Genomic DNA, 20,202 nt, shown 5'->3' on the forward strand with positions numbered 1-20,202 from the left:
CCCGACCACAACCCGGTCGAGCACGTCTGGAACGCGGCCAAGAACAACATCGCGAACATTCAGCACGAGACCCCCGAAGAAACCTTCGGCGCGTTCGCCTCATACATCGCCAGCCGAACATTCGACTACGACTTCGAAAACCTCCCACTCCGCGAAACCAGAAACGATTTTGTTTCATGACGGCCATAGTAGCGGTTCTTCGCCTCGATGAGGACGTTGGCGTCGAGGAGGAACATCATGCGGCCCTCAGCTCTTCAGCGAGACCCTCGAAGGTCGCGTGTTTCTTCGTCCCGAGCAGCTGATAGGCCTCCCGGTAGGTGGTGGATCCTTCGAGGGTGCTGGAGATGACGGCCTTGGCGAACTGACGACTCAACCGCAGGGGCTGGGTCTTGTAGTAGTTGCCCCCGCCGCTGTCCCCGTTCTTGTCCTTGACGAGGCTCATGACCCGCTCGTACTCGCCGCGGTAGCGTTCGGTGTACTCGTCCCAGGTCAGGAAGCCGGCATCGAAGATGCGTTTGAGCACGACCAAGGTGCTGACCTTGTAGCGCTTCGCCAAGCGTTCGAGCTCCTCAACGGTCACCTGCCCGCCGTAATCAGAGCGAAGGTCATTGAGCGGGAGAAGGACCTCGGCTGCCACGCTGTTGCACCACTGCTCCTCGGTTCTCCCCTCCCGGGAGTCCATGGCGGCCTCCGACAGTGCGCTGCGTCCGAGCCAGATGTGCGCCAGTTCGTGAACGAGGGTGAACAGCTGTGCCGCCTTCGCGTCCGCGCCGTTGACGAAGATCAAAGGCGCGAGCGGATCGGAGAGCGCGAACCCGCGGAACTCCGCCGGGTCGAGTTTGCGGTGCGTGTCGGCGCCCACCACGCCATTGACCATGACGAGGACGCCGATGTTCTCGATGCGGTCGATCAGACCACGCCGGACCTTCTCGTTGCCGGAGAGTTTCTGCCGTTCCTCAACGCCGAAGTCGAGCCTCTCAGCGATGTCACCGGCAACCCGGGCCGGCGGTGTGTCCAGTGTCGCAGACCCGACGAAATCGAGCGGCTCTGCCCCGTTGTCGGACGCGTAATCTCGGTACCAGTCCTGGCGCCTCTGGCACAGGTAGATCGTGTCGAGAAGGTCCACGGAGGGACGAAGCACCCCGACGTTGCCGATGGTGCGCATGTCCGGGATCGGCAGTGGTTCGTCCGGCGGTTCCGGCAGGAACAGGAATCCGAACGGTGCGTGGGTGTTCTTGGCGAACGTCTCGAGCTGTTTGAGTGTTGGCCGGGTCTCGCCCCTGACCCACTTGGTGAACTGCGGTGCGCGCCGGGCCGTCGTCTCCTCGTCCCAGCCGGCCCGCTCGACCGCCCAGCGGAGCAGCGCCGGAGCGACATCGACATGGACGACCACCAGACACCTCCTGTTCCGGCGGGCTCGGGATGCTCTGGGCCCGGCGCGAACGTTCACCACACCGAGAGCCGCACCCTTTCAATGGTTCCATCGCTTCCAATGGTTCCGCTGCCACCTCTGCCTCCAAGTCAAGCATCACTTCTTGTAACCGCACCTGGGAACTCGCCCAACGGACAACACCGGGCCCGTCCGGCCAGCACACGACCCCCTGCGCGAGCCGGACGCCGCAGCCCGGGCGTCCCCCGCCTCGACTTGACCGTCAATCCCTCATAGGCCGGGTGGCATGCCACCGCCCGAACCCGATGCCGCTCGGATCCAGCGCTGGTGCGACAACCGGGTCCCGGCCCCGTTCCGCAGTCGGGTGCGCGTCGGGGCCGAGGTCGCCGACCGGCGCGTCACGACCAGCCAGTCGCGGCCGCCCTGGGGCGGCGAGGGCGACTGGATCTCCACGCCCGTCGCGCGGTTCCGCTGTACCAGGGCCACCGGACTGTGGAGCCTGTACTGGGCCGACCGGAATTCGCGCTTCCACGAGTACGACCGGTTCCAGCCGACCCGGGCGGTGCAGGGCGTCCTCGACGTCCTCGACACCTGCCAGGACCCGATCCTCTGGGGCTGACCCGGGCCCCGCCTCACCCCGCCCCGGTGCGCAGCCAGCGGCCCGTCCGGGCGCGCAGGGTGAGCGTCAGGGCGCGGGCGGCGAGGAAACCTGCGTAGGCCGTCCACAGCCAGACCAGCCCGGCCGGCCCGCCGGTGCACCAGTGGGCGACGGCCGCGAGCATCGGCAGGTGGCAGGCCGCGACGAACAGGCCGGCCAGCGCCAGGTAGCGGGTGTCGCCGGCGCCGATGAGCACCCCGTCGAGCACGAAGACGAGCGCGGCCAGCGGCATGATCGCGGCGAGCACGACGAAGGAGTGCATGACGAGTCGCTGCACGGCGGCGTCGGAGGTGAACAGCCGCGCGAGCCAGGGCCGCACGGCGACGAGGACCAGACCGAGGACGGCGGCCTGCACGCAGCCCCAGCCGAGGGCGCGCGCCATGACGGTCCGCGCCCCGGCCGTCCCGCCCGCGCCGAGCCGGTGCCCGATGAGGGCCTGGCAGGCGATGGCCAGCGAGTCGAGGGCGAAGGTGAGGAAGGAGTACAGCGAGTTCGTCACCTGGTGGGCGGCCAGCGTCAGCGAGCCGAGCCCGGTGGCGACGACGGTCGTCGCCGTGAGCGAGAACCACAGGGTGGCGGTGCGCAGCACCAGCCAACCGCCGGCCGAGGCCGCCGCGCCCATGCCGCGCGGGCTCGGGCGCAGCCCCAGGCCGAGCCCCCGGCAGCGGCGGACGATGACCGCCACGAGCACGATGCACGACAGCCCCTGGGCGGCGGCCGTGGCGGTCGCCGAGCCGGCGATGCCCAGGCCGAGGCCGTTGATGAGCAGGGCGTCCAGGCCGATGTTCGTCACATTGACGCCGATCGCCACGGCCATCGGCGTCCGGGTGTCCTGCAGGCCGCGCAGCAGCCCGGTCGAGGCGAGCACGACGAGTTGGAAGGGCAGCCCGGCCGCGACGATCCGCAGATAGGTGACGGCCGCGGCGGCGACGTCGGAGGCCGGCCCGTACCAGCCGACGACCGTCGGGGCGAGCCAGGCGAGCAGTGCCGCGAGGACGACGCCGAGCGTCCCGCCCAGGGCCATGCCGTCTCGTCCGGCCTCGTAGGCGGCCCGGTCGCGCCCGGCACCGAGGCGATGGGCGACGACGCTGGTCGTCGAGTAGGCCAGGAAGACGCACAGGCCCGTGATGACGCCCAGCACGTTGCCTCCCAGCCCCAGCCCGGCCAGCGGCACGGCGCCGACGTGCCCGATGAAGGCGGTGTCGGCCATGACGAGCAGCGGCTCGGAGACGAGCGTGGCGAAGGTGGGCAGGGCCAGCGACAGCAGGTCACGGTCGGTTCTCGTCCACAGGGCCACGGACAGGCAGGCTACCCGGCCGCGACGCAGACGGAGGCGCCCCCCGGGCGCGCGGGCGCACGTTCGCAGCACGCCGGGATCCAGTTCGGCTCCACGAGACACCCGCGGGCGCGCGGACGCACGCCGAGCTCCGGGGCTGGAGGGACGACCGCGTCGGAGGCGTCCCCCGGGCGCGCGGGCGCACGAGCCGCTCGACATCGAACACGGCCGCAGCCGGAGACGGCAGACGGACCGGAGACGGCAGACGGAGACGCCCACGACCGGCGGCCCCACCTGCCCCCTGACGCGGCCCGGGGCGACGTCGGCCTCATCGGCGTCACGGGCCCGCTGCACCTCATCCGGGCCGCACGGGGGTGAAACACAATCGTTACAAATATCTTGACGTCAAGACATGAGATGGCTTCTCAACCGGCGTGCGCTGGTGCCATATTCGGTGGTGTCACCGGCGAGGAGCCGGACATCCGAAAGCGACAAGGAGCCACGCCAATGCGCGAAGCCGTTCAGTCCATCTACGACGGGGTCCTGGACCGCAACCCCGGCCAGCCCGAGTTCCACCAGGCGGTCAAGGAGGTCTTCGAGAGCATCGAGCCCGCGCTCGAGCGCAAGCCCGAGTACCTCGACGCCGCGATCCTTGAGCGGGTCACCGAGCCCGACCGCCAGATCATGTTCCGCGTGCCGTGGGTCGACGACTCCGGCAAGGTCCAGGTCAACCGCGGTTTCCGCATCGAGTTCAGCTCGGCGCTCGGCCCCTACAAGGGCGGCCTGCGGTTCCGCGAGAACGTCAACCTCTCCATCATCAAGTTCCTCGGTTTCGAGCAGATCTTCAAGAACTCCCTCACCGGCCTGGCCATGGGCGGCGGCAAGGGCGGCTCCGACTTCGACCCGCACGGCAGGTCGGACGCCGAGGTCATGCGCTTCTGCCAGTCCTTCATGACCGAGCTGTACCGCCACATCGGCCTCAACACCGACGTCCCCGCCGGCGACATCGGCGTGGGCGGCCGCGAGATCGGCTACCTGTTCGGCCAGTACAAGCGCATCACCAACCGCTTCGACGCGGGCGTCCTCACCGGCAAGGGACTCGACTGGGGCGGCTCGCTCGCCCGCACCGAGGCCACCGGTTTCGGCACCGTCTACTTCGCCGACCGCATGCTCGGCACGAAGAACGACTCCTTCGACGGCAAGCGCGTCGTCGTGTCGGGCTCGGGCAATGTGGCCATCTACGCCATCGCGAAGGCCCAGGAGCTCGGCGCCACCGTCGTGGCCTGCTCCGACTCCTCCGGCCTGGTCGTCGACGAGAAGGGCATTGATGTCGCCCTCCTCCAGTCCGTCAAGGAGCAGCGCCGCGAGCGCATCAGCACCTACGCCGACGAGCGCGCCTCCGCCACCTTCACGCCCGCCGGCAAGGGCGGCATCTGGCAGATCAAGGCCGACATCGCCCTGCCCTGCGCCACCCAGAACGAGCTGAACCTGGACGACGCCAAGGCCCTCATCGCCAACGGCGTCCAGGTCGTCGCCGAGGGCGCCAACATGCCCTGCACCCCCGAGGCCTTCCACGCCTTCCAGTCCGCCGGCGTCCTCTACGCCCCCGGCAAGGCCTCCAACGCCGGCGGCGTCGCCACCAGCGGTCTCGAGATGCAGCAGAACGCCGCCCGCGAATCGTGGACCTTCGAGAAGACCGACGCCGAGCTGCACGCGATCATGGACAACATCCATGACACCTGCCGGGCGACGGCCGAGGAGTACGGCCATCCCGGCGACTACGTCGTCGGCGCGAACATCGCCGGCTTCACCAAGGTCGCCGACGCCATGCTCGACTTCGGCCTGGTCTGATCGGCGCCCGCGCAACCGTTCCGACAGGAGGCGGCCGTCCACCGGGCGGCCGCCTCCTGCGTCGTGCCGCCGCCGGACGCCCTCGCGGCCCCGAACGCGGCCGACAGCCCCGACCCGCGGATGACGCACGGACAACCGCTCGCACCGCAGCTCCGGAACACCACCGTGCCGCTCGCGGCCCCGCAGGACGGATAAATTTGCCCCCATGGATCCTGTCGAGCGCCTCATCGCCGCCGAATCGCCCGAGCGCGCCGAGCACGTGCTCGTCGTCAACGCCCCGGGCCTCGTCGAGGCGGCGCGGCGGGCCGCGCCGCGGGTGAGCCTGTGGTGCGACGACCGCCGCGATGCCGGCACGGTGCCCGCCGGGCTGCTGCTCGAGGACTTCGACGAGTCGTCGCTGGCCGGCGTCGATCTCGTGTGGCTGCGCCTGCCCAAGGCCCTGTCGGCCCTCGACGACTACGCCGAACGCATCGCCGCATGGGCCGACCCGCGGGTACGGGTCGTCTCGGCCGGCCGTCAGAGGGCCATGACGCACTCGATGAACGACGTCCTCGGACGCCATTTCGACACGGTCTCGGCCTCCCTCGGCGTCGCGAAGTGCCGGGCCCTGCGCGCCTCGGGGCCGCGGAGGCGCCGCCTGCGCTGGCCACGCGAGCGCACCCACCCCGAGCTGGGCATCGGCGTCATCGCGCACGGCGAGGTCTTCGCCACGAACCGGGTGGACGACGGCACCCGCCTGCTCGCCGAGCTGTGCCCCGACATCCACGGCGACGAGCTGCTCGACCTGGGCTGCGGCTCGGGCGTTCTGGCCACCCTGCTGGCCCGCGCCAACCCGGGCGCACGGGTCCGCGCCGTCGACGTGAGCCGCGCCGCCGTCGCCTCGACGCTGCTGACGGCCGAGGCCAACGGCGTGGCCGTGGAGGCGCACTGGGCCGCCGCGCTGCACGACTGGCCCCCGGAGTGCCTCGACGTCATCGTCACCAACCCGCCCTTCCACCGCGGCATCGCCAAGGACTCCGAACCGGCTCTGGCCATGTTCGACGACGCCGCCCGCCTGCTGCGCCCCGGCGGGCGGATGTGGTGCGTCCACAACTCGCACCTGCCCTGGCGCAGGCGGCTGGCCGAGAAGGTCGGCCCGACGGTCGTCGTCCGGCAGAACCCCTTCTACACGGTCACCCGCTCGGTCGCCCGCTGAGAACCGTCCATGCTCCGGGGAGCGGTCGCCCTCGCGGCAGACCTCCGCCCCGCGGCGACCGCCGGGGCCGCGCCGCCCGGTCCCCGACGCGGCGACGTCCCGGACCCCGGACTTCGGGACTCCCCGTCGCGCCCGGATCGCCGTTATCGTGCGCCCGTGACCGGGTCGAGGAACTGGAAGAAGCGGTGGCTGCCGAATCAGCACGGCGCCTGGGCGATGCTCGTCGTCCCGTTCGTCGTCGGCGCCCTGACCCGCCAGCGCGCGACCGGCCTGCCCCTGTGGTGGATCCCGCTGGCCGTCCTGTGGATCGTCGGCTACTGCCTGTTCGCGCAGACCGTCACCTGGATCAAGACGCCGGCCCGGCGCCGTGCGGGCCTGCGCACCCCGATCCTCACCTACCTCGCCGTCTGCGCGGCGAGCGGACTGGCAATCCTGGCACTGCACGGGCTCTGCCTGGCCGTCTGGCTCGTCGGCTTCGTGCCCCTCGTCGTCGTGGCACTCGCGCTCGTGCGCAACCACGAGGAGCGCTCGGTCACCTCGGGCATGACGACCGTCGCCGCGGCCTGCCTCATGTTCTACGTGCTGCGCTGCGGCGGCTGGCCGCCGCTCGCCCCGGGCCTGCACGACGGCCTGACCGGCCTGCTGCTGTACGGCTACTTCGCCGGGACGGTCCTCCACGTGAAGTCCCTCATCCGGGAGCGGAACAACCCGGCCGCCGCCCGCAACTCGGTTCTCTGGCACGCGGCCTGGTTCGCCGCTGCCGTCGTCCTGTGCGGGCCCTGGCTCGGCACCGGCTCACCGTGGTGGATCGTCTTCTTCGCAGTGGCCCTGGCGCGCACGACGGCCATGAAGCGGCTCCAGGACAACGGCCTCACCTTCCGACCGGGGACGCTGGGGGTCGTCGAGATCGCCCTCAGCGCAGCGGCCATCGCCTGCGGGCTGACCTGAGGAGCCGCCCGGCCCACCGGCCGCGGGGGGAAGGGGGGACGTCACGGCCCCGGACGTCTGGAAGGCCCGCCCCGCAGTCGGAGAGGAGCGCGTCGGCGGGGCATCCCATGCCCCCGGACGTCACGCCCCACTCGCCCCGTGTCGCCGGGGCCCTGAGCCGCGAAAGGTCGCGGACGCCCGAGGGCCTGCACGAGTCCCCTCTCATGCCATCCGGCCGAGCGCTCCGCCTGACATTGCCCGGCCCCGGCGCAGGCCCCGGCCCCGCGTTCCTGCACTCCGTCCGCGGGAGCGCACACCGGATCCGCTCCCCACCCGCCCCGCCGGGCCTGCACGTCATCCCGCGGAAACCACCGGACGGGTCGGACAATCGACTCTGGCCGGACAGCCGATTACGGTGGTGGCATGACCGCAGTCCCCGCACCGATGCTCAGACTCAGCAACGCCGTCAACGGCGTCGTCGAGATCCCGCAGTTCGGCTTCGGCACCTACAGGGTGCCGCCCGAGGAGGCCGAGCGTGTCGTCTCCGAGGCGCTCGAGGCCGGCTACCGCCACATCGACACCGCCCAGATGTACGGCAACGAGGCCGGCGTGGGCCGCGCGCTCGCCGCCAGCGGCATCGACCGCGACGAGCTGTTCGTCACGAGCAAGCTCGACAACGGCAACCACGGCCACGACGACGCCCTGCGCTCCCTCGACCGGAGCCTCACGGAGCTGGGCCTGGAGCGCCTCGACCTCTTCCTCGTCCACTGGCCGATGGCCGCGGTGACGAACATCGTCGAGACCTGGCGCACAATGATCGAGATCCTCCAGTCCGGCCGAGTCCGGGCGATCGGCGTCTCGAACCACCAGGCCGAGCACCTGCGCGAGATCACCGACGCCACCGGCATCGCCCCGGCCGTCAACCAGATCGAGATCAGCCCCTACCTCACCCAGGAGCCGCTGCGGGCCCTGCACGCCCAGATGGGCATCGTCACCGAGGCCTGGTCGCCGCTGGCCCGCGGCAAGGTCGCCTGCGACCCGACGATCCTGGCGATCGGCGCCGAGCTGGGCCGCACGGCCTCCCAGGTCGTCCTGCGCTGGCACATCCAGCGCGGCGACGTCGTCTTCCCCAAGTCGATGCACCGCGAGCGCATCGTCGAGAACGCGCAGCTGTTCGACTTCGCGCTCTCGCCAGCCCAGATGGACGCGGTGAGCGCCCTCGACCGCGGCGAGCGCCAGGGAAGCCACCCCGACATGGTGCAGTGGACGGAGCGCCCCTGAGACCGAGCGCCTCACAAGCAGGGCGCCCCTGACCCGCCCGTCCGGGAGCCGCCCCGGGATGACGGCACGCGGGCACGGCTCGCGCAGCCCCGGACCCGCCCGTCTGGAGGCCGCAGGGCGATCTACCGACCGGTCTCGCCGGCAACTACCCCGGGCTCGCCCGTCCGGGAGCCGAAGCAGCCGGGTGGAGATGCCGGTGTTGGCGAGCCATCCGGACCTGTCTGCCTGGGAGCCGCAGGAAGTCGAGGCTCAGGCGGTTCCGCTTCCGCGACCCGAACCCGCCCACCAGGCCGGATCCGCCCACCCAGGGCCCGCCAAGGGTGGGCGGATCGGTGGGCGCGGGGCCCGCGGTGGCGAGCACGCTGGCCGGCTGGCCCGCGCGCGGTCGGGCCGATGGGCGCGGGCCCCGCTAGCCTTGGTCGCATGCCGCGCTTCGAACCCTTCCACGCACTCCGTTACGCCCCGCAGACCGACCTCGACGCCGTCATCGCGCCGCCCTACGACGTGCTGAGCGACGCCGATGTCGAGGCTTTGAAGGCCCGCGACCCGCACAACATCGCCTGGGTCGACGACCCTCGCGGCGACGGCGACCGCTACGAGCGGGCCGCCGCCACCCTGCGGCGGTGGCTCGCCGAGGGCGTCATGGTGCCCGACGAGCGGCCCAGCTTCACGATCTACCGGATGGCCTTCACCGACGCCACGGGCGCCGACCGCGTCATCTCCGGCGTGCTCGGCGGCCTGGAGGTCGTCGACGAGGGCGCAGGCGGCGTGCTCCCCCATGAGCGCACGACGAAGAAGGCGGTCACCGACCGCCTCGACCTGACCCGGGCCACCGCCACGAACGGTTCGCCCGTGTGGGGGCTGTCGCCGGCCCCGGGGCTCACGGAGGCCCTCCGGGAGCCGGCCGAGCCGGTCGGCGGGATCGTCGTCGACGGCGTCCGTCACACCGTCGAGCGCGTCACCGATCCGCGGCGCATCGCCGCGATCAGCGCGATCATCGGCTCCGACGACGTCCTCATCGCCGACGGCCACCACCGCTACACGATCTCGCGCAGCTACCGCGACGAGGTCCGAGCCGCCACCGGCCGCACCGACACCGACGCCGAGCTGACGCTGACCTTCGTCAACGAGCTCGTGGACGACCAGCTGTCGATCGAGGCCATCCACCGCCTGCTCGACGGCGTCGCCTGGGACGACCTGGTCGCCGCGCTGGAGCGCTTCTTCACCCTCGAGCCCCTCGACGGGGAGCCGACCCCGGCCACCCTGGCCGCCATGGTCGCGCAGGGCCGCCTCGTGCTCCTGCCCCCCGACGGTCGGGCGAGCTGGCTCATCGCCCGGCCGGGCGCCTTCGCCGGCGTCCGCGCCCTCGACGGCGCCTGGCTCGAGCGGGCCCTGGACGGCACCGGCGTCGTCCTCGGCTACCAGCACGGCCTGGACGAGATGCGCAGGGCCGTCAAGGATCACGCCGCCGGCATCCTCATCCGCCCGACGGGCCTCGACGAGATCATGCGCACCGCCCGCGAGGGCCTGCTCATGCCGCCGAAGTCGACCTTCTTCACCCCGAAGCTGCGCACCGGCTTCGTCATGCGCCCCACCGCCTCGCTGAGCTGAGCGGCGAGTGGCCGCGCCGGGCCGACGTCGTCGCGCGGGTCCTCCGCCCTGCCGCTCATCGCGACGGTCCGTCACGATAAAGTCAAGGCGACGGCCAGTGCGCCATCGGGCGTGCGCGGCCACGGACCAGGAGAGGAACTATGACTGACCGCATTGCCAACGCACAGCTGCGCGGCAAGGTGATGAGCGCGGACGAGGCAGCCGCCCTCATCCCGGCCGGAGCCCAGATCGGCTTCGGCGGATTCACCGGATCCGGTTACCCCAAGGAGCTCCCGAAGGCTCTCGCCGCCCGTATCAAGGCTGCGCACGAGGCCGGCGAGGACTTCACCGTGAACGCGTTCACCGGCGCCTCCACCGCCCCCGAGCTCGACGGCGTGCTCGCCGAGGTCGACGGCATGGGCTGGCGCATGCCGTACCAGTCCGATCCGACCCTTCGCAAGAAGATCAACGACGGCACGATCCGCTACACCGACATCCACCTGTCGCACTCGGCCCAGCTCGTGGCCGAGGGCTTCTGCGGCAGGCTCGACTTCGCCGCCGTCGAGGCCACCCGCATCACCGAGGATGGCAGCATCGTCCCGACCTCCTCGGTGGGCAACAACAAGACCTACCTCGACATGGCCGAGAAGGTCATCATCGAGGTCAACTCCTGGCAGTCCCTCGAGCTGGAGGGCATGCACGACGTGTGGAACGGCTACCTCACGCCGCCCAACCGCCCCGCCATCCCGATCACGAACCCCGGCGACCGCATCGGCGACGCCTTCCTGACGCTCGACCCGAGCAAGGTCGTCGCGGTCATCGAGACCGAGGACCCCGACCGCAACTCGCCGTTCAAGCCGATCGACGACGACTCGCGCGCCATCGCCGGATATCTGCTCGACTTCTACGCCAACGAGGTCGAGCACGGCCGCATGCCGAAGAACCTGCTGCCGCTCCAGTCGGGCGTGGGCAACATCCCGAACGCGGTGCTCGACGGCCTGCTGAAGTCCGATCTCGAGAACCTCACCAGCTACACCGAGGTCATCCAGGACGGCATGGTCGACCTCATCGACGCTGGCAAGCTGACCGTCGCCTCCGCCACGGCCTTCTCGCTGAGCCCCGAGTACGCGCACAAGATGAACGAGGGCGCGGAGAAGTACCGCAGGTCCATCGTCCTGCGCCCGCAGGAGATCTCGAACCACCCGGAGGTCATCCGCCGTCTCGGCGTGCTGAGCTGCAACGGCATGATCGAGGCCGACATCTACGGCAATGTGAACTCCACCCACGTGTGCGGCACCCGGATGATGAACGGCATCGGGGGCTCGGGCGACTTCACGCGCAACGCCTACATCTCGGCGTTCGTCTCCCCGTCGACCGCCAAGAACGGCGCCATCTCGGCGATCGTCCCGATGGCCAGCCACGTCGACCACACCGAGCACGACGTCATGGTCATCATCACCGAGCAGGGCCTCGCCGATCTGCGCGGCCTGGCCCCCCGCCAGCGGGCCCGGAAGATCATCGAGAACTGCGCCCACCCGGACTACCGGGCGCAGCTGACCGAGTACTACGAGGCCGCGCTGGCGTCCTCGAAGGCCAAGCACACGCCGCACGACCTGGCGCACAGCTTCGACTTCCACCGCAGCTTCCTCGAGAACGGCACGATGAGGCTGAGCTGACGTCCTCGGCAGTACGAGGGGGACCACCCGTCGGGTGGTCCCCCTCGTACTGCCGACGGCCGCCGCCGGCGCAGTCCGTCCGCCGTGCCCGGCGGTGGCATAGGCTGGGCGAGGGCCGCAGCCCGACCGGCCCGTCAGACGAGAAGCAGACGAGGTGAGCCCCGAGCGATGAGTTCCGACCAGAGCAGCCCGGACGCGCGGACGGACGAGTGGGCCCACTCCCCCGCACCGGCCGCCCCCGCCCCGGCGCCCGACGGCACGAACGAACCGCAGGGCATCGGGCTGGCCCCCGACCATCGTGTCGAGACGCTGCCCCCGTTGGAGGAGATGCACCACGGCGTGCCCGTGTCGGCCCGCACCGGGGAGCCGCACCGCACGGGTGCGCTCGTCGCGCTCCAGTGCTGCCTCTACGCGGCGGCGGGGGCGAGCGGCCTCGGCTACGCCCTGTACTGGTGGCGCGCCATGCACGTGGCGGGCTTCGACCGCTCGGCGTGGATCGTCGGCTGGCTCGACCCGAGGCCCGGGGGCGCGGGCTCCATCGCCCTCGTCCTGGCACTGGCGGCGCTCGTCGTCGTGATGGTGGGGGCGCCGTGCGTGGCGGCCTACCAGGCGTGGACGGGCGAGCGGCTCGCGCGGCGGCTGTCGCTCGTCGCGCTGGCGGCCGCGTGCCCGGGCGCGCTGTTCAACCCGCTGGCGTGCGCGGCGATCCCGCTTGCGGCCGCCGGCGCGGTGCTGGCGCGCGCCCGCGGCATGACGGACTACCTCGACGCCTGGGAGGCGCTGCGCGCGCCGGCCCCGAGGAGCGAGGACACCGGCGGGCCCGTCTTCTACGGTCGCCTGCCCCGATTCCAGTGAGAGGGGAGAGCCCGTGGCCGACCAGGTCCGGAACGCGCTCGGACGCATCGCCCGCGACGTGCTGCGCGCATCCCTCGGCGAGGCGGCCCGTGGCCCGCGCAGGTGCCCCGGGCTCGTCCCGGCCCCGCGCGCCGGGCGGACGGGGGTCCACGGGACCGCGGCGCAGCGGGGCCCGCGCCCGACGAAGGGCTACCCCGGCGACTACGACCGCAGGCCCCAGCTGAGCTACGACCCGCACCCCGACCGGATGGCCGATCCCGGCGAGGTCGTGTGGACCTGGGTGCCGTTCGAGGAGGACTACTCGCAGGGCAAGGACCGGCCGGTGCTCATCGTGGGGCGCGACGGCGACTGGCTGCTCGGCCTCATGCTCACCAGCCAGGACCACGACGACCGGGCGGACCGGGAGCACCGCGAGGGCCGCTGGTGGTGCAACATCGGCTCGGGCGACTGGGACTCCCGGCACCGCGACTCCGAGGTGCGCACCGACCGCATCCTCCGCGTCGACCCGGACAACGTACGGCGTCTGGCGGGCAGGCTGGCGAAGGACCGCTTCGACGTCGTCGCCGCCGAGGTGGACAAGCACTGGAACGACTGACGCGCCCCGCCGACGAACCCAGCGGAGGGCGGAGACGGCCGGTGTCGGAGCCCCGGACGGATGCGCTAGAGTGTGGGCCAGCCTCACGGCATCGCGGGCGTAGCTCAATGGTAGAGCGCCAGCTTCCCAAGCTGGACACGCGGGTTCGATTCCCGTCGCCCGCTCCATCCCCTCCAGGGTCCGGGTCTCCGGGCCCGGAGCCCTCACAGCCCGGCGACGAAGCCGCCCAGCCGCTCCAGCCCCTCGGCCAGCTCGTCCCTGCCGGCCGCGTAGGACAGGCGCACGTGGGTGTCGCCGGTCGCCGGGCCGAAGTCCAGGCCGGGGGTGAGGGCCACGTGCGCCTCCTCGAGGGCCCGCTCGCAGAAGGTCCACGCGTCCAACCCGGTGCCGCTGACGTCGAAGTAGGCGTAGAAGGCGCCGTCGGGGCGCACGGGCACCGGCAGCCCGATCCGCTCGAGCCCGTCGAGGACGATGCCCCGGCGGGCCAGGAGCTCGAGCCTGCGGTCCTCGCACGCGGCGAGCGAGGAGGGCGTGAAGCACGACACCGCGGCGAGCTGCGTCGGCGTCGAGGCGCACAGGAAGAAGTTGACGGCCAGGTCGTCGGCCGGCCCGACGAGCGCCTCGGGCAGCACCAGCCAACCCAGGCGCCAGCCCGTCATGCCGAAGTACTTCGAGAACGAGGACACGATGACGGCGTCCGGATCGGCCTCGAGGGCCGTGCGGGCGGACGAGCCGTCCGGAGCCGGATCGGCCAGCGACAGGTAGATCTCGTCGACGATGCGCCAGGCGCCGCGCTCGCGGGCCGACCCGCAGACGGCCTCGAGCTCGTCGAAGGCGATGGTGGTGCCCGTCGGGTTCGAGGGCGTCGCCAGCTGCACGGCGGCGGTGCGCCCGCTCCAGGCCGCCTCCATGACGGCCCGGTCGAGCTGGTAGCGCGTGGCGGGGGTCGTCGGCGCGAGCGCCACGCGGCCGCCGAAGGCGTCGACGAGCTCGCGGTTGCACGGGTAGCAGGGGTCGGCCATGACGACCTCGTCGCCGGGGTCGGTCGTGAGCGCGGTCGCCAGCAGCAGGCCCGCGGAGGCGCCGGCGGTGATGAGGATGCGGCGCGGATCGAGGTCGACGCCGTGGCGTTCGCGGTAGAGCCCGGCCACGGCCTCGCGCAGCGCAGGGAGCCCCGCGGCGGGCGTGTAGGGCAGGGGGCGCCCGTCCATCGCCTCGCGCAGCGCCTCGTGCACCCCGGGCGGGGCGCCGAAGGAGGGCTCGCCGAGGCTCAGCTTGGCGACGCCGATCCCCTCGGCCTCCAGCTCACGGGCGCGCGCCCCGATGCTCATGGCGTGGAAGGGCCGGGCGGACAGGGCCCGCTGCGCGATCGTCGGCGTGGTCATGACGGCTCTCCTTGCTCGGCGTCCACCCCCGGGCTGCGGTGGACCGCGGCATCAGGCTAGGCCGGGCGCCCGGGCCGGTCGAGCGCGGGTCCGCCGAATGGTCCGCTCCGACGCCCCCGACGGTTCTTCCTCGCCCCGGGGGTGGCGCCGCGATCGCCCCGGCCGACCGCGAAACCGCTCCACGGTTCCCTGTCCCGCGCGGTCGCCCGCCGCCTCGTGGCGGTCGCCCGGCGCCGTCGAGACCTCGCCCCGGGCGGTGACGAGCCGCACGAGCCCGACGAGGGGCCGGGATGCTCGCCGTCCGGCGCGGGGAGCGGCGTGCACGACGTGTTCCGCCTCCGAGGACCGACGAGGGGCCGGGCCCGCGGGGGCGGCAGACGGGTCAGGGCCTTCTCAGCCGGGCGAGCCCCAGCGTGACGCCGCGGATGAGCAGGCCGGTGGAGAGGAGCGTCACCCCGCCCTTGAGCACGGTGCGGGCCAGCGGCTTCGACAGGGTCGAGCCCTTCGCCGAGGTGGCGGAGGCCGTGTCGGCGGCCGCCGGGGCGGACGCGCTCGGCGCGGCGGGGGACGTCCCCCCGGCCGGGGGCGCCAGGGTCGGCGGCGGCATCGGGGCCGGGCTGGACGTCTCGGACGGCGTCGGGCTCGGCGTCCCGACGGGCGATGCCCCGTCCACGGTGACCCTGTGCGTCAGGGTGACGCCGTTGCTCACCATCGTGATCGTGGCGGTGCCGGGGCCGACGGCCCGCATCGTGCCGTCCGGGGCGACCGTGACGACCTTCTCGTCCGAGGAGCCGTAGCTGTCGACGATGACGGGCAGGTCCGTGGCGTTCAGATACGAGACGGTCGCCGTGAGCCGCTCGCTCCGGCCGACGTCGAGCGAGTCCGAGCCGTAGGCCACGTCGGCGGCCCGGTCGGCGGGGATCGCGACGGGGACCAGATAGGTGCCCGAGGACGCGGAGGGCCGGTCGGTGGCGGACGAGCAGGTCTGCGCCAGCCCGGCCTCGCCCATCGAGACGCCGGCCGAGGTGAAGCCGTAGCAGGTGTAGCCGGGATCGAGCAGGGTGTGCAGATGGCCGGCCACCTCGGGGCCGGAGTACCTGCCGTCGTTCGCCTTCAGGCTGTCGTACTCGCCGGACCACGAGCCGGGCCCGGCGCCGTCGATGGCGCTGTCGATGTCCCGGTACTCGGTGATGATCTCGCCGTTGCTCGTCGTCCCGCTGCGCTGGGCGGCGGTGAAGGTCGAGGAGCCGGCCGTCCGGTCGTGGCTCATGCCCGTGATCGAGTTCTCGGCGGCGCGCTGGATCGCGATCATCTCGAGCTCCTGGCTCCAGGTGAAGGCGTCGGCGTAGGCCTCGGCCGAGTCGTAGCCGGCCTTGGCGGCGTAGTCCTTGAGCGTCTCGGAATGCCCCAGGCTGCCCTCGAAGGGCAGGCTCGGGTCGTTGTACATCCTGATCCGCAGGGCGCGCAGCGCGGCCTGCGCCCGGTCGTGCACGGCCTGCTGGTCCACCGTCACGGCCGCCCCGACCTTCAGGCCGTCCTCGAGCGAGACCCCGGTGTCGAGCACGGGGGTCTGCGGGTCCACGGGGTCGGCGACGGCCGCCGGGACGGGGCCGCCGACGCAGGCGAGGACGATCGCCAGCGACGCGAGGACGGCCGAGGGCAGGCGGGAGCGGCTTCTCGAGAAGCCGCGGCGAGGGAAGGCTGAGGCCATGGGGGTGCTCCCTGTGCTGCGGAAGAACATGTCCGTCTGAGAATTTCTCAGTAATCTATCATATTCCGCAGACTGTGCGTGACCGACCCCGGTTCACGGGCCACCGCGGGCGCGGCTGTCCGTAGACCACGGCCGGTCCGCACAATGCGGACGGTCTCGACCCCACCGCGGGCGCGGCTATCCGCGGGACGATCATCGGGGCCCGCCCTCCCGCGAGGAGAATTCGCGCCCACGGCTGGGGGCGCGCAGCACCCCGAGGAGGACGCACACGAGCAGCAGCTGGGTCACGCCCAGTCCTCCCCACAGCGCGTGCGGCCAGCCGAAGGAGTCGATGACGAGGCATTCGGCGCCGATCCAGCAGGTCATGACCAGCCCGGCCGCAGCATGGGCGAGGACGGACCAGCGCGAGCCCCGCGCCTGGAGCCAGAGCGCCGCCCACTGGAAGCCGCCGACGAGCACGCCGAGGAGGACTGCCGCGAGCTGTTGGCGGCCGGCGAAGAAGGTGCCTTCGAGCTGGGGCGCGAACCACTACGGCACGAGCAGCAGCTCGACGAAACCGACGAGCGTCGAGACGCCCTGGAGGACGGCCACCACGGCCATGATCCGGCGGACACGACCCTCACGGGTCGTACCCGCCATCGTCATGCGCACCACCACACGTACATGGAGTGCCCGCTGTCGACCGCCTGGCGCGCGAGAAGACCGAGTTCGCGCATCACCTCGAGCAAGTCGTCGAGATCGATGAGTCCGTGGAACTCCTCGATCTGCGACCAGGGCCCCGCCGCTCGGACGAGGTCCTCGTCCGAGGCGCCGGCGAGGGCCGCCTTGACCGAATCGGAGACGGTCAGGACGAGGACCTCGTACTCGTCCTTCTGCGCCAGCAGCGTCGAGATGCGCTTGTCGGCGGCCAGCTCGTCGTAGGGGGTTCCGCTGAGGATCTCGGCCAGCTTCGTCAGCGTGACCACGGGTTCGATCTTCGTGTCGACCACGGGGAAGGCGTCCTGCCCCTCGGCGTCGCCGGCGGGCTCGACCGGACCGGAGGGCCAGTCGATGACCTGCGCCGCCTGCTCATCGTCGGGGGCAACGAAACAGCTGATCAACATGGGATGCATCGTATCGGCTGCGAGTCCGGCGGCGGGCCCGGCGGCGGGCCCGGGCCGACAGAAATCCCCGGAAGGGCGCGGACCGCATGACCCGGAGGCCGGGGGCGCACCGGGCCCACGCCGTCCGGCGCCGTCGACGGGCGCCCGAGAAGCCCATCATGGTTCACACCCCGCGGTAGGGCCGAGCACCGGTCGGGGCTCAGTCCGATCGGGGACGCGCGTCACCGGACCGGCGCCCGCGGCGCGGGTCCTGGGCCAGCAGCTGCGAGACCCGTCCGCGCGAGACGTGCGTGAGGAAGGCGATGTCCGTGACCGACAGGCCGAGGTCGCGCAGTTCCCCGACAACGGCGCGCACCTGCCGTGCGGCGTCCGCCTCGGCCCGCTTGGCGTCGGCCATCGCCCGCCATGCTCCGACGACGCGCATCATGAGCTCGTCGTCGATCCGAGGGGCCGTGATGACGCGCACGTCGGGGTCGTCGGTGATCGAGCGGACGAGCTCCCAGGCCCGCTCCTCGAGGCGCTCCAGCGTGGCGCACTCGCCGACCGCGACGACCTCCGTCTCGGGGCCGTCGGGGTTCGTGCGGCGCTCCAGTTGCACCCACCATCCCCTCCCCTCGCGCGGCACGGCCCGGCCGATGTAGGTCCGGTCGACCGGCAGGTCCGCGAGCGGTGCTCTTCCGGCGCCTTCGGCATTCATGACGATTCCCCCCTCTCGAGCCCGGGAAGACCCCGTACCCCGTACCATTGTATTTACCGCCCCTTGCCGCTTACTATCAAGAGCCTCTTGACAGTAAACGGCAGGGGCCCGGCCGGTCAGGCGCCGACGGGCCTGGAAGAATCCCCGACATGATCGAACCCCTCCGTCTCGACAACGTCATCCTCGCGGTTCCCGACCTCGCCCGGGCCGTGGACTGGTATCGGGAGCGGGTCGGACTGCGGCCGGTGGTCGTCCGCGAGGAGGTGGCGGTCCTCCACCCGGCCGACGGCGGCGCGGGACTGTGCCTCCGGCTCGACCCCGACGACCCCAGCCACTCGACCGTCTGGTTCGAGGTGGACGACGCCCGCGCGGTCGCCGCCGGGCTCGGTCTCGAGGCGTTCCGGATCGCCACGGGCTGGAGCGTCGAGATGACCGATCCGTGGGGCAACACGGTGGGCTTCACCGACTATCGGGGCTGACCCCGCATCCGACCGGAGCCACAGTGCGGGACCTTTTCATCAGGAGTCGTTCGCACGAGCGTTCCCACTTGTCAAGCCTCCATCCTGTCGTGCCGTGAACAAGCTTCCCAGTCCACCGGGCTTATATTCATGAGAGATCCGGCGAGAGGCGCAACCCCGGATAAGAACTTGGTTCACTGATGCCGAGAACAAGACTCATCGAGCCCGGCCCGCTGCCGCCCGCAGGGGTATCCCCGCGCACAGAGGAAGCGGTGGCTGGACGCGCTGAGGGACACGGAGCACACGGGGGCATCCCCGCGCACAGAGGAAGCGGCCCGCCGCCGAACCCGGAGGCTCGTTCAAGACCCCATCCGGTGGAGTCCTCCGACCAAGGTCCTCCTGGCATCGCCCGGGTTCTGAATGGGTCGTCCAGCCGCCACGGCGCCTCCGCATCATCGTTCGGACGACCCCACCCCGGCACTCCCCTATCGAGGATCCCCCACCCCGAACCAGCGACTTCAGCGTCCATGTCGCCCCACATGATCAGTGAAGATCCCGGAAATGACGAACGGTACCCTGACGATGAAGCCCGGAGCGGCGCCTCGTCGTCATCCCGTCACCACCGATGCCGCATCAACTCACTCGGATCATCACCATCTGATACGCCCTGGGTGCCCGACTCGCCAGATCCCCCGCAAATCCCTGAGCCGCGATGAACCGATTGACAGTACTATGGCTGACATGAAACGAAACCGTATTTTTCGTGGATTTCCTGTGCTGTTTCGGACATGATCGGGGCATGCAGGTCGGGGTCACCTTGGAAGAAACCGCCGTCCTGATCAGGTGGAAGAAGCGTTCCGACAATCATGTGCTGGTTCGGATGAAAGCAGAAGCGATCCTGTACGCCTCCGAAGGAGTCGGAATCGGCATCATCGCGAAGATGGTTGAGCGGGCCGAGAGGACAGTGCAGGAATGGCTGGCCGAGTGGCGGGCCACCAGGATGTGCCCGGTGCTCACCGGGCACGCCGGGAACCAGAACGCGGCGAAACCCGCCCGCGCACAGAAGGAAGAACTCAAGCCATCCTCGCCCAGCCGCCCTCCCGGACGGGCACCCACGCCGAGTTCTGGGACGTCCCAGCGATACGTGACGTCGTGAAGACCCTGTTCGACGTGGAATACCAGGCGGATTCTTCGAGGCTTATTCATAGGGTGTAGGTGAATATGATTCCGAGTATTGTTGTGATGGCGTCCGGGAGGGCGTCGATGGGGCGTCTATAACCGGTTTTGAGGGTTTTCCATGTTTTGAGGTGGGCGATGACTTGTTCGATCCTCCACCTGATCCGGTCGATGGCCCGGTTGAAGTTCTTGTCGGCCTCGGACAGGGGAAGACCCGGGAGTTTCTTGACAGGGGTGATCAGGCCCATCCCGACATACCCTTTGTCCGCGATGTGAGGCACGGAGGAAGAACCCGGATCGTGGGTCGTGGTCTCGCCCGGACCCTCGAGAAGGCCTGATTCGGTGAGGGCCCGGGCATCATGGACCCGGCCGGGCAGC

The 20,202-nt window shown here is 71.2% G+C and carries 19 protein-coding genes, 1 tRNA gene and 1 pseudogene; 13 read left to right on the forward strand and 8 right to left on the reverse strand.

The features are described from left to right. Positions 1–180: pseudogene (locus tag K336_RS19020) on the forward strand (hypothetical protein); the annotation flags it as partial. Positions 181–235: 55 nt separating this feature from the next. Here K336_RS19020 and K336_RS0111185 read toward each other — a convergent pair. Further along, on the reverse strand, positions 236–1,393 hold the full coding sequence (locus tag K336_RS0111185) for an ImmA/IrrE family metallo-endopeptidase (RefSeq protein ID WP_028707071.1): 1,158 nt from the start codon (positions 1,391–1,393) through the stop codon (positions 236–238). A 283-nt stretch (positions 1,394–1,676) separates the two neighbouring features. Between K336_RS0111185 and K336_RS0111190 the strand changes: the two genes are divergently transcribed. Continuing rightward, the gene (locus tag K336_RS0111190) at positions 1,677–2,009 is read left to right on the forward strand and encodes a DUF3024 domain-containing protein (RefSeq protein ID WP_028707072.1); all 333 of its coding nucleotides are present in this window, start codon (positions 1,677–1,679) and stop codon (positions 2,007–2,009) included. A gap of 13 nt (positions 2,010–2,022) precedes the next feature. On the opposite strand, the gene K336_RS0111195 is transcribed toward K336_RS0111190, so the two are convergent. After that, positions 2,023–3,345, reverse strand: coding sequence for an MATE family efflux transporter (locus K336_RS0111195; protein WP_021798629.1), 1,323 nt, complete (start codon positions 3,343–3,345; stop codon positions 2,023–2,025). 486 nt (positions 3,346–3,831) lie between these two features. Here K336_RS0111195 and gdhA point away from each other — a divergent pair, with 486 nt between their 5' ends. From gdhA to K336_RS0111245, 9 genes are all read left to right on the forward strand, one after another. Then, positions 3,832–5,175: an NADP-specific glutamate dehydrogenase gene (gdhA, locus tag K336_RS0111200; protein WP_021798612.1), complete on the forward strand. Its 1,344-nt coding sequence runs from the start codon at positions 3,832–3,834 to the stop codon at positions 5,173–5,175. Positions 5,176–5,380: 205 nt separating this feature from the next. Next, the gene (locus K336_RS0111210) at positions 5,381–6,370 is read left to right on the forward strand and encodes a methyltransferase (RefSeq protein ID WP_028707074.1); all 990 of its coding nucleotides are present in this window, start codon (positions 5,381–5,383) and stop codon (positions 6,368–6,370) included. A 156-nt stretch (positions 6,371–6,526) separates the two neighbouring features. Continuing rightward, complete coding sequence (locus K336_RS16165) at positions 6,527–7,318, forward strand: YwiC-like family protein (RefSeq protein ID WP_051245727.1); 792 nt, start codon at positions 6,527–6,529, stop codon at positions 7,316–7,318. 402 nt (positions 7,319–7,720) lie between these two features. Continuing rightward, positions 7,721–8,578, forward strand: a complete 858-nt coding sequence (locus K336_RS0111220; protein ID WP_021798624.1) for an aldo/keto reductase — start codon at positions 7,721–7,723, stop codon at positions 8,576–8,578. A gap of 423 nt (positions 8,579–9,001) precedes the next feature. Beyond that, positions 9,002–10,189: a DUF1015 family protein gene (locus K336_RS0111225; protein WP_028707075.1), complete on the forward strand. Its 1,188-nt coding sequence runs from the start codon at positions 9,002–9,004 to the stop codon at positions 10,187–10,189. A gap of 140 nt (positions 10,190–10,329) precedes the next feature. Continuing rightward, the gene (locus K336_RS0111230) at positions 10,330–11,844 is read left to right on the forward strand and encodes an acetyl-CoA hydrolase/transferase family protein (protein ID WP_028707076.1); all 1,515 of its coding nucleotides are present in this window, start codon (positions 10,330–10,332) and stop codon (positions 11,842–11,844) included. Positions 11,845–12,012: 168 nt separating this feature from the next. Continuing rightward, the gene (locus tag K336_RS0111235) at positions 12,013–12,699 is read left to right on the forward strand and encodes a hypothetical protein (protein ID WP_028707077.1); all 687 of its coding nucleotides are present in this window, start codon (positions 12,013–12,015) and stop codon (positions 12,697–12,699) included. Between the two features lie 13 nt (positions 12,700–12,712). Further along, complete coding sequence (locus K336_RS19790; protein ID WP_043150937.1) at positions 12,713–13,294, forward strand: type II toxin-antitoxin system PemK/MazF family toxin; 582 nt, start codon at positions 12,713–12,715, stop codon at positions 13,292–13,294. Between the two features lie 93 nt (positions 13,295–13,387). After that, a tRNA-Gly gene (locus K336_RS0111245) sits at positions 13,388–13,461 on the forward strand. Positions 13,462–13,497: 36 nt separating this feature from the next. Here the strand turns inward: K336_RS0111245 and K336_RS0111250 are convergent. The 5 genes from K336_RS0111250 to K336_RS17175 all read right to left on the reverse strand — a co-directional run bounded on the left by K336_RS0111250 (position 13,498) and on the right by K336_RS17175 (position 18,190). Then, the gene (locus K336_RS0111250; protein WP_043150938.1) at positions 13,498–14,679 is read right to left on the reverse strand and encodes an aminotransferase class I/II-fold pyridoxal phosphate-dependent enzyme; all 1,182 of its coding nucleotides are present in this window, start codon (positions 14,677–14,679) and stop codon (positions 13,498–13,500) included. Positions 14,680–15,061: 382 nt separating this feature from the next. Then, positions 15,062–16,390: an Ig-like domain-containing protein gene (locus K336_RS0111255; protein ID WP_162142607.1), complete on the reverse strand. Its 1,329-nt coding sequence runs from the start codon at positions 16,388–16,390 to the stop codon at positions 15,062–15,064. A 192-nt stretch (positions 16,391–16,582) separates the two neighbouring features. Beyond that, positions 16,583–16,849 (reverse strand): hypothetical protein, encoded by a 267-nt coding sequence (locus K336_RS16175; RefSeq protein ID WP_021798012.1) that lies wholly within the window; start codon positions 16,847–16,849, stop codon positions 16,583–16,585. Between the two features lie 182 nt (positions 16,850–17,031). After that, positions 17,032–17,493, reverse strand: a complete 462-nt coding sequence (locus K336_RS16180) for a hypothetical protein (protein ID WP_051245729.1) — start codon at positions 17,491–17,493, stop codon at positions 17,032–17,034. A 199-nt stretch (positions 17,494–17,692) separates the two neighbouring features. Further along, the gene (locus K336_RS17175; RefSeq protein ID WP_051245731.1) at positions 17,693–18,190 is read right to left on the reverse strand and encodes a hypothetical protein; all 498 of its coding nucleotides are present in this window, start codon (positions 18,188–18,190) and stop codon (positions 17,693–17,695) included. Positions 18,191–18,339: 149 nt separating this feature from the next. On the opposite strand from K336_RS17175, the gene K336_RS0111275 reads away from it, so the two are divergent. Both K336_RS0111275 and K336_RS16190 read left to right on the forward strand, forming a co-directional pair. Beyond that, the gene (locus K336_RS0111275) at positions 18,340–18,669 is read left to right on the forward strand and encodes a VOC family protein (RefSeq protein WP_021798043.1); all 330 of its coding nucleotides are present in this window, start codon (positions 18,340–18,342) and stop codon (positions 18,667–18,669) included. A 778-nt stretch (positions 18,670–19,447) separates the two neighbouring features. After that, on the forward strand, positions 19,448–19,804 hold the full coding sequence (locus K336_RS16190; protein ID WP_211223498.1) for a hypothetical protein: 357 nt from the start codon (positions 19,448–19,450) through the stop codon (positions 19,802–19,804). 46 nt (positions 19,805–19,850) lie between these two features. Here the strand turns inward: K336_RS16190 and K336_RS0111285 are convergent, their stop codons facing one another. Then, positions 19,851–20,201: a transposase family protein gene (locus K336_RS0111285; RefSeq protein ID WP_081660792.1), complete on the reverse strand. Its 351-nt coding sequence runs from the start codon at positions 20,199–20,201 to the stop codon at positions 19,851–19,853. Position 20,202 lies beyond the last annotated feature (1 nt).

The sequence above is a fragment of the Propionibacterium acidifaciens DSM 21887 genome (genome assembly GCF_000426605.1).
Taxonomy (GTDB): Bacteria; Actinomycetota; Actinomycetes; order Propionibacteriales; family Propionibacteriaceae; genus Propionibacterium; species Propionibacterium acidifaciens.